Origin of the sequence: Klebsiella sp. HN106 (assembly GCF_051209435.1) — a bacterium.
Taxonomy (GTDB): Bacteria; Pseudomonadota; Gammaproteobacteria; order Enterobacterales; family Enterobacteriaceae; genus Klebsiella; species Klebsiella oxytoca.
Map to the genome: position 1 here is coordinate 95731 of NZ_JBLURD010000012.1, position 13039 is coordinate 108769.

At 55.3% G+C, this 13039-nt stretch carries 12 protein-coding genes; 5 read left to right on the forward strand and 7 right to left on the reverse strand.

The window, feature by feature from the left end:
- Positions 1 to 4: 4 nt before the first annotated feature.
- From chbR to chbG, 3 genes are all read left to right on the forward strand, one after another.
- The gene (gene chbR, locus ACSIPU_RS22690; RefSeq protein WP_071530309.1) at positions 5 to 844 is read left to right on the forward strand and encodes a transcriptional regulator ChbR; all 840 of its coding nucleotides are present in this window, start codon (positions 5 to 7) and stop codon (positions 842 to 844) included.
- A 102-nt stretch (positions 845 to 946) separates the two neighbouring features.
- Positions 947 to 2293: a 6-phospho-beta-glucosidase gene (locus ACSIPU_RS22695; protein WP_004101344.1), complete on the forward strand. Its 1347-nt coding sequence runs from the start codon at positions 947 to 949 to the stop codon at positions 2291 to 2293.
- 12 nt (positions 2294 to 2305) lie between these two features.
- A complete protein-coding gene (gene chbG / locus ACSIPU_RS22700) occupies positions 2306 to 3064 on the forward strand; it encodes a chitin disaccharide deacetylase (protein ID WP_016808508.1) in 759 nt (252 codons plus the stop codon).
- A gap of 38 nt (positions 3065 to 3102) precedes the next feature.
- On the opposite strand, the gene katE is transcribed toward chbG, so the two are convergent.
- Positions 3103 to 5361, reverse strand: coding sequence for a catalase HPII (gene katE / locus ACSIPU_RS22705; RefSeq protein ID WP_016808509.1), 2259 nt, complete (start codon positions 5359 to 5361; stop codon positions 3103 to 3105).
- Positions 5362 to 5557: 196 nt separating this feature from the next.
- On the opposite strand from katE, the gene cedA reads away from it, so the two are divergent.
- Complete coding sequence (gene cedA, locus ACSIPU_RS22710; protein WP_024274048.1) at positions 5558 to 5797, forward strand: cell division activator CedA; 240 nt, start codon at positions 5558 to 5560, stop codon at positions 5795 to 5797.
- A gap of 74 nt (positions 5798 to 5871) precedes the next feature.
- On the opposite strand, the gene ACSIPU_RS22715 is transcribed toward cedA, so the two are convergent.
- From ACSIPU_RS22715 to hxpB, 4 genes are all read right to left on the reverse strand, one after another.
- Positions 5872 to 7263, reverse strand: a complete 1392-nt coding sequence (locus tag ACSIPU_RS22715; protein ID WP_004112384.1) for an L-cystine transporter — start codon at positions 7261 to 7263, stop codon at positions 5872 to 5874.
- Positions 7264 to 7397: 134 nt separating this feature from the next.
- Positions 7398 to 7988, reverse strand: coding sequence for a metal-dependent hydrolase (locus tag ACSIPU_RS22720; RefSeq protein ID WP_004101351.1), 591 nt, complete (start codon positions 7986 to 7988; stop codon positions 7398 to 7400).
- A 91-nt stretch (positions 7989 to 8079) separates the two neighbouring features.
- Positions 8080 to 8841, reverse strand: a complete 762-nt coding sequence (gene kduD, locus ACSIPU_RS22725) for a 2-dehydro-3-deoxy-D-gluconate 5-dehydrogenase KduD (RefSeq protein WP_004112387.1) — start codon at positions 8839 to 8841, stop codon at positions 8080 to 8082.
- Positions 8842 to 8989: 148 nt separating this feature from the next.
- On the reverse strand, positions 8990 to 9658 hold the full coding sequence (hxpB, locus tag ACSIPU_RS22730; RefSeq protein ID WP_004112390.1) for a hexitol phosphatase HxpB: 669 nt from the start codon (positions 9656 to 9658) through the stop codon (positions 8990 to 8992).
- A gap of 129 nt (positions 9659 to 9787) precedes the next feature.
- On the opposite strand from hxpB, the gene ACSIPU_RS22735 reads away from it, so the two are divergent.
- The gene (locus tag ACSIPU_RS22735) at positions 9788 to 10324 is read left to right on the forward strand and encodes a YniB family protein (RefSeq protein ID WP_017146069.1); all 537 of its coding nucleotides are present in this window, start codon (positions 9788 to 9790) and stop codon (positions 10322 to 10324) included.
- 32 nt (positions 10325 to 10356) lie between these two features.
- On the opposite strand, the gene yciA is transcribed toward ACSIPU_RS22735, so the two are convergent.
- Together yciA and ACSIPU_RS22745 are read right to left on the reverse strand one after the other, a co-directional pair.
- Entirely contained in the window at positions 10357 to 10755 is a 399-nt protein-coding gene (yciA, locus tag ACSIPU_RS22740; RefSeq protein ID WP_004101357.1) for an acyl-CoA thioester hydrolase YciA, read from the reverse strand.
- 101 nt (positions 10756 to 10856) lie between these two features.
- On the reverse strand, positions 10857 to 13037 hold the full coding sequence (locus tag ACSIPU_RS22745) for a TonB-dependent siderophore receptor (protein ID WP_023329577.1): 2181 nt from the start codon (positions 13035 to 13037) through the stop codon (positions 10857 to 10859).
- Between the last annotated feature and the right edge of the window lie 2 nt (positions 13038 to 13039).

The window sequence follows — 13039 nt, forward strand, 5'->3', positions numbered from 1 at the left end:
CACGATGAGGCAACCAAAGATGATGACCACTGAAATCAGTACCGCCCGGGAGCAACAACTCTTTAACGGCAAAAACTTTCATGTGGTCATCTATAACAAAACGGAGAGCGTAAGCGGACTTCACCAGCATGATTATTACGAGTACACCATCGTTTTAACCGGGCGCTATTATCAGGTTATTAATGGCAAGCGGGTGCTGCTGGAGCGCGGGGATTTCGTTTTTATCCCAATGGGGTCGCACCACCAAAGCTTTTATGAATTTGGCGCGACGCGCATTCTGAACGTTGGTATCAGCAAAAGTTTCTTTGAAAAACACTATCTGCCGCTGCTGCCGTTTGGTCTGGTTGCTTCTCAGGTCTATGCCGTTAAAAGTACTTTTCTCAGTTATATTGAGTCGGTTATTGCATCACTGAATTTTCGCGAAACTGAATTTGACGAATTTATCGAGCTGGTCTCCTTTTATACTCTGAATCGGCTCCGACATTATCGTGAAGAGCCTGCGGAAGACGTTATTCCGCAATGGCTGAAAAATACCGTGGAGGGGATGCACGATAAGCTTAAGTTTGGCGAGGGGGCGCTGGAGAATATGGTTGAACTTTCCGGGAAAACCCAGGAGTACTTAACTCGGGCAACCCAGCGTTATTACGCCAAAACGCCGATGCAGATGATTAACGATATTCGCATCAACTTCGCAAAAAAACAGTTAGAGATAACCAACTACTCGGTGACCGATATTGCCTATGAGTCGGGGTACAGTAGCCCAAGTTTGTTTATTAAAACATTCAAGAAGCTGACTTCTTTTACCCCCAGCAGCTATCGGAAACACCTCACCAGTATTAATTAACCGGGCGCGGAATAGTCCGCGCGGTCTAAATATTCAAATTAACTGTCCGTATTTACACGGAGAGCGGGTGTCGCATACGCGTTATCCGCAAGGGAGAAAAAGATGAGCCAGAAATTGAAGGTAGTGACTATCGGCGGCGGCAGCAGCTATACCCCGGAATTACTGGAAGGGTTCCTGAAGCGTTATCATGAACTGCCGATTAGCGAACTGTGGCTGGTGGACGTCGCGGAAGGGCAGGAAAAGCTCGATATTATCCATGCGCTGTGCCAGCGCATGGTGGAAAAAGCCGGCGTGCCGATGAAAGTCTACAAGACCCTCGATCGCCGCGCGGCGCTGGAAGGCGCAGATTTCGTAACGACCCAGCTGCGCGTTGGCCAGCTCAAGGCCCGCGAGAAGGACGAGCGTATCCCGCTGAGCCACGGCTATTTAGGCCAGGAAACCAACGGCGCGGGCGGACTGTTTAAAGGTTTGCGCACTATTCCGGTCATTTTTGACATTGTGAAAGATGTGCAGGAAGTCTGTCCGAATGCCTGGGTCATTAACTTTACCAATCCGGCGGGGATGGTCACCGAAGCGGTTTATCGTCATACCGGCTTCAAGCGTTTTATCGGCGTGTGCAATATTCCGATTGGCATGAAGATGTTTATCACCGACGTTCTGCAGCTGAGCCCGAGCGATGAGCTCAATATCGATCTGTTTGGCCTGAACCATCTGGTATTTGTGCGCGATGTACTGGTTAACGGCGTTTCACGCTTTGACGAGCTGCTGGACGGCGTGGCATCGGGTCGATTGAGCGCTAACTCGGTGAAAAATATTTTTGATTTACCCTTTAGCGAAGGACTGCTTCGTTCGCTGCGCCTGATCCCTTGTTCCTATCTGCTCTACTACTTTAAGCCAAAAGAGATGCTGGCGATTGAAATGGGCGAATACTACAAAGGCGGCGCGCGCGCGCAGGTGGTGCAGAAGGTTGAGAAACAGCTATTTGAGCTGTACAAAGATCCGGATCTGAACGTTAAGCCGAAAGAACTGGAACAGCGCGGTGGGGCGTATTATTCCGACGCGGCCTGTGAAGTGATTAACGCCATTTATAATGACAAGCAGGCCGAGCATTACGTGAACGTGCCGCATCATGGTCACGTTGATAACATCCCGGCAGACTGGGCGGTCGAGATGACCTGTACGCTGGGCCGCGACGGCGCGAAACCAACGCCGCGCATCACGCATTTCGATGAGAAAGTGTTGGGGCTGATTTACACCATTAAAGGTTTTGAAGTTGCGGCCAGCGAAGCGGCTATCAGCGGTAAACTGGATGATGTGCTGCTGGCGCTTAATCTGAGCCCGCTGATCCACTCCGATCGCGATGCTGAAAAGCTGGCGCGGGAGATGATCCTCGCGCACGAGCAGTGGCTGCCAAACTTTGCGGCGACTATCGAAAAACTGAAACAGTAACGGGAGCGGCTAATGGAACGCGTGTTAATCGTCAATGCCGATGATTTTGGCCTCAGCAGGGGGCAAAACTACGGCATTATCGAAGCTTGCAAGAACGGTGTGGTCACCTCCACGACGGCGCTGGTCAACGGCGCGGCGATTAGCCACGCTGCCCAGCTTAGCCGCTGCGTCCCGGAGCTGGCGGTTGGGATGCACTTTGTCCTGACGCTGGGCGAGCCGCTGGCGGCGATGCCGGGGCTAACCCGCGAAGGGCGCTTTGGAAAGTGGATTTGGCAGATGGCGGAAGAGGGCAGCCTGCCGCTGGACGACATCGCCCACGAACTGGAGCGTCAGTATCAGCGTTTTGTCGAGCTGTTTGGCCATGAACCGACGCATATCGACAGCCATCATCATGTCCATATGATCGCGCAGATCTACCCCATCGTCGCGGCGTTTGCCCGCGAGAAGGGCGTGGCGCTGCGGATCGACCGCCAGCTAGCGACGCTGTCAGGCCTGGCGCAGGATGCCGCGCGCAGTAGTGATGGATTTGCCAGCGAGTTCTACGGGGAAGGGGTTTCGGAAGCGCTGTTTCTGCAAACCCTGGATGCCTCTGTCCAGCGCGAGGAAAAATCGCTGGAGGTGATGTGTCACCCGGCGTTCGTGGATAACACGATAATGGGCAGCGCCTACTGCTATCCGCGACTGACCGAACTGGATGTGCTGACCGCCGGGTCGCTGAAGTATGCGATTGCCGAGCGCGGCTACCGGCTTGGAACCTACCGCGATGTATAAAGGGAAGTGAGAAGCCCGGCATCTCTGCCGGGCTTTTTTTACGCCGGGATCGCGGCGATTTTAGCGCTTCTCGACCACACCCGATGCGCCGCCATCAGGGTGATCAGTTCATCCATTGATTGGCTATCAATGGCATCGGTCTCAACAATGCCTTCTTCGCCCTGAGCGGCAACCTGCAGCGGCGCTTTGCACTGCCGTGCATCGCCTGCCAGCAGAATCGGCTTCAGGTGTTTGTATGCTTCCAGCAGGTAATAGTTGAAATCACCGTTGCTGCTCAGACTTTGCAGATCGCCGCCGGGAACGATGACTGCATCCACGGTCAGCGATGGCGACCCGGCAAAGGTTCCGGCTACCGGGAGCTCGGTGCCATCATCGGCCTGCACTTTCCCCATTCGTGAATAGAGTAATTTGGCATGTACCCCGTGCGCTTTCAGCGACTTGAGCAAAGTCAGCAGCTCTTTGGCAACCGGACGATCGTTAAGCAGTACCGCCACCACCCGGCCTTTCACGTCGCCGCTGGGAATGGCGTACAGGCTTAGCGTCGGATCCTTTTTCAGGCCGTTGACATCCGGCGGCGGCGTAATGCTGCGCTGTTCGTCCGTGAGCTCAATACCCAGGTTTTTACCTACGGCCTGAGCCAGCTGCAGGTCGATATGCGCCAGCTGATCGACCACCCGCTCGCGGATCCACTCTCTGACAACCTTGCTCAGCTCGAAGCTGAATCCGTCGATAATATGCTGCTGCTCAATTGGCGTCTGGCTACGCCAGAATAGCAGGGGTTGAGAGTAATACTCGCCAAAGGAAGGGCTACGCTGGCGAATTTTTTCTCCGTCAATCCGCTCGGCATAGGATTCGAAGCCGCCGCGTTTAGCGGCCGGCGGCGTCTCCCGCGGCCAGTTGTTATTGATGGAGTTAGGTTCATAGTTTGCCGGGTTGGTATCAATATCCATCCGGTGCATGCCGTCGCGCTGGAAATTATGATACGGGCAGGTGGGTTTATTAATCGGAATTTCATGGAAATTCGGCCCGCCGAGGCGGCTAATCTGCGTATCGGTATAGGAGAAGAGTCGGCCCTGCAGCAGCGGGTCGTTGCTGAAGTCTATTCCTGGAACGATATGCCCGGGATGGAAGGCCGCCTGTTCGTTTTCGGCAAAGAAGTTATCCGGGTTGCGATTAAGGACCATCTTACCGACGCGCTGCACCGGAACCAACGCTTCCGGGATGAGCTTGGTGGGATCCAGCAGATCGAAATCAAAAGCAAATTCATCCTCTTCCGGGATCAGCTGTAATCCCAGCTCGTACTCAGGATAATCTCCGGCTTCAATCGATTCCCATAAGTCACGACGATGGAAATCGGGGTCGCGGCCGGTCAGCTTTTGCGACTCATCCCACACCAGGGAGGCCTTACCCGCGACCGGCTTCCAGTGGAAGCGTACGAAGGTCGCTTTACCTTCCGCGTTAATCAGGCGGAAGGTGTGGATGCCAAACCCTTCCATGGTACGGTAGCTGCGGGGTAGCCCGCGGTCCGACATCGCCCACATGACGTTATGCAGCGTTTCAGGCTGCAGCGAGACGTAATCCCAGAAGGTATCGTGCGCGCTTTGCCCCTGCGGGACGGCCCAGTGCGGTTCCGGTTTCACCGCATGGACAAAATCGGGAAACTTGATCGCATCCTGGATAAAAAAGATCGGCGTGTTGTTGCCGACCAGGTCAAAGATGCCCTCGTCGGTATAAAACTTGGTGGCAAAACCACGGATGTCGCGCACCGTATCGGCGGAGCCAGCGCCGCCCTGAACGGTGGAAAAACGGACGAATACCGGCGTTTTTTTCTGCGGGTCGCAGAGGAAAGCCGCTTTGGTGATGTCGCTTAAATCGCTGTACGCCTGGAAATAGCCGTGCGCAGCGGAGCCGCGGGCATGAACGATGCGCTCGGGAATACGTTCATGGTCAAAATGGGTTATTTTTTCACGCAGGATAAAATCTTCCAGCAGCGTGGGGCCGCGTTGACCCGCGCGCAGCGAGTTCTGGTCGTCAGCGATGCGTAGACCCTGATTGGTTGTAAGCGCAGCATTCTCACCGCCTTTACGCTGTTTCTCGAGGGCATCGAGCTTTTCGCTGGTCGTATCCGGGGCCTTCATGCTACCCGGCGCCGTCGGCTCTTCGCCCGGCGCGGTCGGGTGCGGCGTGGGCTGCCAATCCTGATCTTCTGGCGCTAATGCGCCCAGGCCAGGTTTTGCCGCCCGGTCATCATGCACCGGTGATTGATGGGATTTCGGGTTATGGGGTTTATCAGACATTGCACGCTCCTGCTTTCATTACTGAAAATGGTCTTTGCTAAACCAAAACCCTTCTAATTGTAGAACATCATTTCAAGAATATATTTTTATAAGAGTTTTGCTACTAAAGGACCGCAAGCAGGGGGCGACGAAAGCGGGCGTTTTCGGCTATGATAGGGGTTTCTGTTTACCGCCGTATTTAGTGAATTTATTTGTCATGAAACCACTTCGCCAACAAAATCGTCAGGTCATTAGCTACGTGCCTCGAGTGGAGCCTGCGCCGCCGGAACACGCCGTCAAAATGGATGGTTTTCGCGACGTTTGGGTTCTGCGGGGTAAATACGTCGCCTTTGTGCTGATCGACGAACGTTTCCGTCGCTCCCCGCCGTTTAACGTGCCGGAAGCGGCGCAGCGCTGGGCGACGCAAATGAGGCAGGAAGGTGAAATCGACGCCTGAATGAGCCGGGACAATAAAAAACCGCTGAAAATTCAGCGGTTTTTAGTTTCTGACTACGCGAAGGGCATATCGACTTAGCGGTGTGCCAGCTCCGCATCGTCATCGCTATCGAGAATAGCTTTATCGGTTTGGCGCAGCCACTGGCTGGTCAGGGTACCGGCGGTCATTGAGCCGCTAACGTTCAGCGCCGTACGGCCCATATCAATCAGCGGTTCAACCGAGATTAACAGCGCCACCAGCGTGACCGGCAGCCCCATCGCCGGTAAGACGATCAGCGCGGCAAACGTCGCGCCTCCGCCCACGCCTGCGACGCCGGCGGAACTGACGGTGACGATGCCAACCAGGGTAGCAATCCACAGCGGATCGAGCGGGTTAATACCGACCGTCGGTGCGACCATCACCGCCAGCATCGCCGGATAGAGTCCCGCACAGCCGTTCTGTCCGATGGTAGCGCCGAACGATGCTGAGAAGCTGGCAATGGATTCCGGCACGCCCAGACGACGGGTTTGCGCTTCCACGTTCAGCGGAATAGACGCCGCGCTGGAGCGGCTGGTGAAGGCGAAGGTCAGAACCGGCCAGACTTTGCGGAAGTATTTCAGAGGGCTCACGCCGTTGACCGCCAGCAGCAGGCCGTGCACCACGAACATGATGCCCAGACCAATATAGGAGGCGATAACGAAGCTGCCGAGCTTGATAATGTCCTGCAGGTTAGAGCCCGCAACCACTTTGGTCATCAGCGCCAGTACGCCGTACGGCGTTAACTGCATGACCAGACGCACCAGCTTCATCACCCAGCTCTGCAGCGTATCGATAGCGGTCAGCACGCGCTGGCCTTTGGCGACATCGTCTTTCAGCAGCTTCAGCGCCGCGACGCCGAGGAATGCAGCGAAGATTACCACGCTGATAATCGACGTCGGGTTCGCGCCGGTCAGATCGGCGAACGGATTTTTCGGCACAAAGGAGAGGATCAGCTGCGGGACGCTCAGGTCGGCGACTTTACCGGCATAATTACTCTGAATGGCGTTGAGGCGTGCGGTTTCCGCGCTGCCCTGGACCAGGCCTTCGGCTGTCAGGCCAAACATGTTAGTCACCAGCACCCCGACCAGCGCCGCAATCAGCGTAGTAAAGAGCAGGGTACCGATACTGAGGAAGCTGATTTTACCCAGCTGCGAAGCGTTATGCAGGCGGGCCACCGCGCTCAGAATCGAGGCGAAAACCAGCGGCATGACGATCATTTGCAGCAGTTGAACGTAGCCGTTACCGACGATATTAAACCACTGGATAGAGTCCTTCAGTACCGGGCTGTCGGAGCCATAGATTAGCTGTAACGCCAGGCCAAAAATAACGCCGATAACCAGACCGACCAGCACTTTTTTAGCGAGGCTCCACTGTTTATGGCGGGTTTGGGCCAGCGCCAACAGTAAAACCGCGAACACAACTACGTTCGCTATTAATGGAAAGTTCATCCCCGTTCTCCTGATATCTTTTATCACCAGGTTGGTCAATAACCAACTCTTATGACGGCAAGGGTAGCAGAAGGCGTAATCCGTACCTTATATTCAAATGGAATTGATTATAACTATTTGAATAATTCGCTGCTTTATCGTCCAGTCTGGTGACTAATAAAGCGATGAAAGGTAGTTTGCAGTGAATTTATCATCTCAGATGACCAGCGAACGGCGCTGTTTTCGGCAACGTTTTGCGGCATCCACACGGCGTAGATGAACAGCGCCATGCACAGCGCGCGCTCCAGTTGATTACCTTTTCGCGGCGCAAGAATAGGGAAGCGAAAGCGCCAGCGGCAGGGCCAGAGCAGCGGAACCCCGGCAGGGGTAAGCATGTCGGCAAGAATATGGCTGAGGTAGCCCAGCACCAGGCCCTGAACCGCATCCGCCGGGACGATCCAGCTATCCGGAACCTTCAACGAGAAAATCGCCACCGCGCCAAAGACCACCAGCAGGCTATGGGTGAAGCCGCGATGGCCGAAGGCGCGGGCAATCGGTTTTGATATCCAGCTTAATCGTTGCCCGAGAAACGACTTGGGGTGATCGATATCCGGCAGCAGACAGGTCAGGATGGCGGACGGAACGATATGCCACCAGTCACCCTGGGCCAGCACGGGGGTTAATTCCGCATTTTTCGCAAATACCGCACAGGCAATAGAAAAGAGGAGGTGGCCTTCCGCCGTCATGATAAACACCCTAAACTGTCAATTCATACAGTATAGGGTTTTTATACAGTGTGCGGAAGAGGTGACGGTGTAACTCTTTGTCACAAGACCATCAGCGTGCCAGCCAGCCGCCGTCCACCGCCAGGGTATAGCCGTTAATGTAATCCGCCGCCTGGGAAGCAAGAAAGACCACCGGTCCCTGCAGGTCTTCCGGAACACCCCAGCGTGCGGCCGGGATACGGTCGAGGATCTCTTTGCTGCGTTCGGCATCGTCGCGCAGCTGCTGGGTATTATTGGTAGCCATATAGCCCGGCGCGATGGCGTTAACGTTAATACGATGTTCCGCCCATTCGTTGGCCATCAGGCGGGTAATGCCCAGCACGCCGCTTTTGGAGGCGGTGTATGACGGGACCCGAATACCGCCCTGAAATGAGAGCATTGAGGCGATATTAATAATTTTTCCGCCGTCGCCCTGCGCGATGAACTGTCTGGCGACCGCCTGAGACAGAAAGAAAACGGATTTCAGATTCAGGTTAAGCACGTCGTCCCAGTCCTTTTCGCTAAAGGTTAGCGCATCGGCGCGGCGTATGGTTCCGGCATTATTCACCAGAATGTCAACCCGGCCCATGGCGGCCACGGCCTGAGTAACAATGGCTGCGATCTGATCCTGACGGCTCAGATCGGCCTGAATAGCGGTAAAGCGTCGGCCCAGCGCCTGAACCTTCTCTGCGGTTTCGTGAGGGATCCGGCGATTCACGCCGACGATATCGCACCCGGCCTGCGCAAGGCCCAACGTCATTCCCTGGCCCAGTCCGGTATCACAACCCGTCACGATAGCGACCTTGCCCGTAAGGTCAAAGGCGTTCAGTACCATATGCACCCCTGTATGCTGATTTTATGCGTCAAATAACGCCGTTGGGACAAGCATAGAGGGCGGGAGAAGAAAAGACAAATAAAAATGAAACGCTGTTTTAATTTTGTGATGATGGGGCGATGCCGCAACCCCATCATCAGCGATGCCTTTAGCCGAGCAGGTCGCTCAGGGTCAAAGATTCAAGGGTGGCAAGCTTGACGTCGGCCAGCACGAAGCGCGGGTCATGGCTATTTTCCGCTTCCGGTACGACGACAGAGCGCATCCGCGCCGCTTTGCTGGCAATCATCCCGTTGACCGAGTCTTCCAGCGCCACGCAGTTCATCGGGCTGACGCCGAGACTGGCGGCGCAGTTCAGATAGACCTGCGGGTGCGGTTTGCTGTACGGCAGCATTTCGGCGGAAGCGAGGGCGTCAAACTGGTCGCGTAGTTCAAACATGGCGAGGACTTTTTCCAGCATTCGCAGCGGCGATGCCGACGCCAGGCCAATTTTCAGTCCCTGTGCTTTACACATCGCCACCGCTTCCCGCGCCCCCGGCAGCAGCGGACGCGCCTCTTCCACCAGTTGGATAGCGCGATTGATGATCCGCGTGGTGACCTCCGCGCGGTCCGGGCCCTGCCACGGCTGTTGGGCAAACCACAGGTCGACGACTAAATCGATGCGCAGCCCGAGAATATCCGGCATTTCATTGCGGCGACGAATATCCACCCCAAGGCTGGCCATTACCTCCAGCTCTGCTTTGTCCCATAGCGGCTCGGAGTCAATCAGTAATCCATCCATATCAAAAATCGCGGCGTGAATCTGGCGCCTGGCTGACATAAGTCCCTCTCCTGTAGCGTAAGTAGATAACGAATCGGCACTCATGGTATATCATACCGCGCATTATTGGGCGAAATTCGCCGACGAAGGTAGACTAAGAGTGGATAGGCGTCTTAACAAGGGGAATCCATGACGTATCAACAAGCTGGACGCATTGCAGTACTTAAACGAATTCTGGGATGGGTGGTATTTATCCCGGCGGTTATCTCAACGCTGATCTCCGTGCTGAAGTTTATGTACGAGCACAGCGAGAAAAAACCGGGCATCGACGCGGTGATGATGGACTTTTCTCATGTGATGATCGAGATGATGCGCTTTAACACGCCGTTCCTCAATTTCTTCTGGTACAACTCGCCGCTGCCGGATTTTAAGCACGGCATGAATATAGGTTTCTGGATCATCTATATTCTGGTGTTTGTCGGCATGGCGCTACAGGCTTCCGGGGCGCGGATGGGGCGCCAGGCGAAGTTTCTGCGCGAAGGCGTTGAGGATCAGCTGATTCTGGAACAGGCTAAAGGAACGGAAGGGCTGACGCGCGAACAAATTTCCGCACGGGTTGTGGTGCCGCGCCACACCATCCTGGTGCAGTATTTTCCGCTGTACGTCCTGCCGGTAATTATTATTGTGCTGGGCTACTTCTTCTTTTCTTTACTCGGTTTTCTGTAAACAATCGGCCCGGATGCCCCGGGCCGGCTGAATCACAGAGTCGGCAGTGCGCGCGGTTTTCCCTGATTATCCACCGCGACGTAGATAAACAGCGCTTCGGTGGCTTTGTAGCGCTGGCCGATGGGCTCAGACGACACTTTCTTAACCCACACTTCCATATTGATAGTTATCGACGTATTGCCGCGCTTCACGCAGTTGGCGTAGCAGCACACGACGTCGCCGACCGCCACCGGGCGCAAAAAGGTCATGCCGTCGACGCGCACGGTCACGACGCGACCGTGGGCAATTTCTTTGGCCATAATGGCCCCGCCAATATCCATTTGCGACATCAGCCAGCCGCCGAAAATATCGCCGTTTGCGTTGGTGTCCGCCGGCATCGCCAGGGTGCGTAAAACCAATTCGCCCTTCGGCGCAAGATCTGTTGTTGTCATTCTCTACTCTGTACTGGTCAAAGACGATCAGGCGGATGCTACTATGAAAATGAGGTTGAGAGAATAGGGGAATACGCCCGCTATAGCGGGCGTGAGGGGGGTTAGAAAGAGAGCGTGACGCCAGCGTAATAGGCGCGACCCGGTTCGTTATAGGTCGAAGCGCCTTCGTTTTCCCGATAAATTTGCTTATCGAAGAGGTTACTGATCCCGGCATTCAGCCGCAGGTCTTTGGTTAGCTGATAGTTGCCGCCGACGCCGACGACAGAATACGCGCCGACTTCATTGGTGGCCAGCACCCCGTTTTCGTTACGAATTTCCGCGTATTCGCGCGGTTTCTGTCGACCGTACAGGGTCCAGTTGACGTTAGCCGAGAACTTGCTGGTCACCTGCCAGTCGAGCAGGGTATTGATGGTGTATTTCGGAATAACGGACAGCGGGTTGCCGGTATCTTTGTTTTCCGATTTGATCATATAAGTGGCGTTGGTGCGCCAGCTGAGCGTATCGGCAATGAGCGGAACCAGCAGCGTGCCTTCAAGGCCTTCGACGACCGCTTTCCCGCCGTTCTCCCACTGCAGGATATTCGCTCCGCTGGCGGTATTACCCAGCACCTCGGTGCCGGAGACGATCTTGTTTTTGTAGTCGTTGCGGAACCAGGTGATGCCGGCGTTATAACCGTTGAGGTTAAACTCAAGGCCGAGCTCTTTGTTGACGCTGATTTCCGGGTCGAGATCCGGGTTACCTAAAAGATAGCAATTGCCTTCCGCAATACTTATCGGGCAGCCGTTTCCGCGCGTAGAGAGCAGGTAGCCTTCGCTTGACTGATACAGGTTCGGCGCCTTGAATACGCGGGCAATGCCCGCCTTAACCTTAAACATATCGCCCAGATCCTGTGACAGATTCAGGCTCGGGCTCCAGTTACTGCCGAAGTCGTTATGATAGTCGAAACGCAGGCCGGGGATAATATTGGTTCCCGGCATCGCTTCGATATTGTCTTCCAGATAAATACCGGTCAGCGTGGCGCTGTTTTTAGGGCTGCGTTGCGAAGGATCGCCGGACATCCCTGGCAGCGTGTCCGTCGTTGTGGTGGCCTGCATCGAAGCCGGATCGTTCAGTTCATCGCGGTTCCACTCCATCCCCACAGTCAGGGTCTGTTCTGTGAGCCAGTTAAAGGGAAGATTCACTTCAGCGGTTGAGCGCCAAGACTCCAGGCGGCTGGTGTCGTAGACATCGCTATTGATCATCCCTTCTACGCGACCGGTGGTGCCCTCCTGCAGACGGGTATTGTTGGTTTTTTCGTAGTAGACGCCCGCTTTCGACTGGCCCCAGTCCCAGATCCCGTTGTAGGTCAGGCCCCAGGTCTGCCGGTAAAGCCGGTTGGTTTCCTGACCGTACAGCGTATCCACCAGGCCATTTGGGCTCATATTACTGTTGCTGTATTGCGTATCGCCGGCATAGATATTGCCCTGACGGCTGTAGGCGTAGCTGAAGTCGAGGATCTGCTGCGGGGTGACTTTCCACGACAGCAGGGCGTTAATATCTTTGTTGCGCACGCCTTCGCGGCCCGCCGCATAAGAGCCATTTTGCGCGCGGTTAATATCCCAGGCATCGGGTTCCGTTTTGTTAATGTTGCCATACAAACGCATGGTCAGGGCATCCCCGGCCAGCGGTCCGTTGAGGCTGAAGTTAGCCCGGTTAGTGGCGCCTTCTTTGTTATTTTCCGGCTGATTGGTATAGAGCGAGAGCGATCCGTGCCAGTCGTTGGTGGGGCGTTTGGTGATAATATTGACGACCCCACCCGCAGCGCCAGAACCGTAGCGCGCAGCGGCGGGTCCGCGCAGAACTTCAATGCGTTCCACCATTTCCGGCGGTACCCAATTGCTGTCGCCTCGGGTATCACGCTCGCCGCGCCAGCTATAGCGTACGGAGTTGCGGGAAGTGACGGGCACGCCGTCAATAAGAATCAGCGTGTTTTCCGGTCCCATCCCGCGAATGTCGATCTGCCGGTTGTTGCCGCGGCTGCCGCTGGCGCTGTTGCCGGTCAGGTTTACGCCGGGCATTTTACGGATGATTTCTGACAGATCGTTAACCGGAGGGTCCTTAGCAATATCTTCAGCGGTAATGATCGAGACGCCCGGCTGCTGCTTCAGCGCCTCTTCGGCCGTTCCGTGAACCACCATGGTCTCCGTATCCTGTTCCACCTCTTCGGCGAAGACCCCTGGGCTGAGTAAGCCTGCAATGGCCAGGGCCAGGGGCGTTGCTATGTGATTTTTCTGCGTTCTCATTA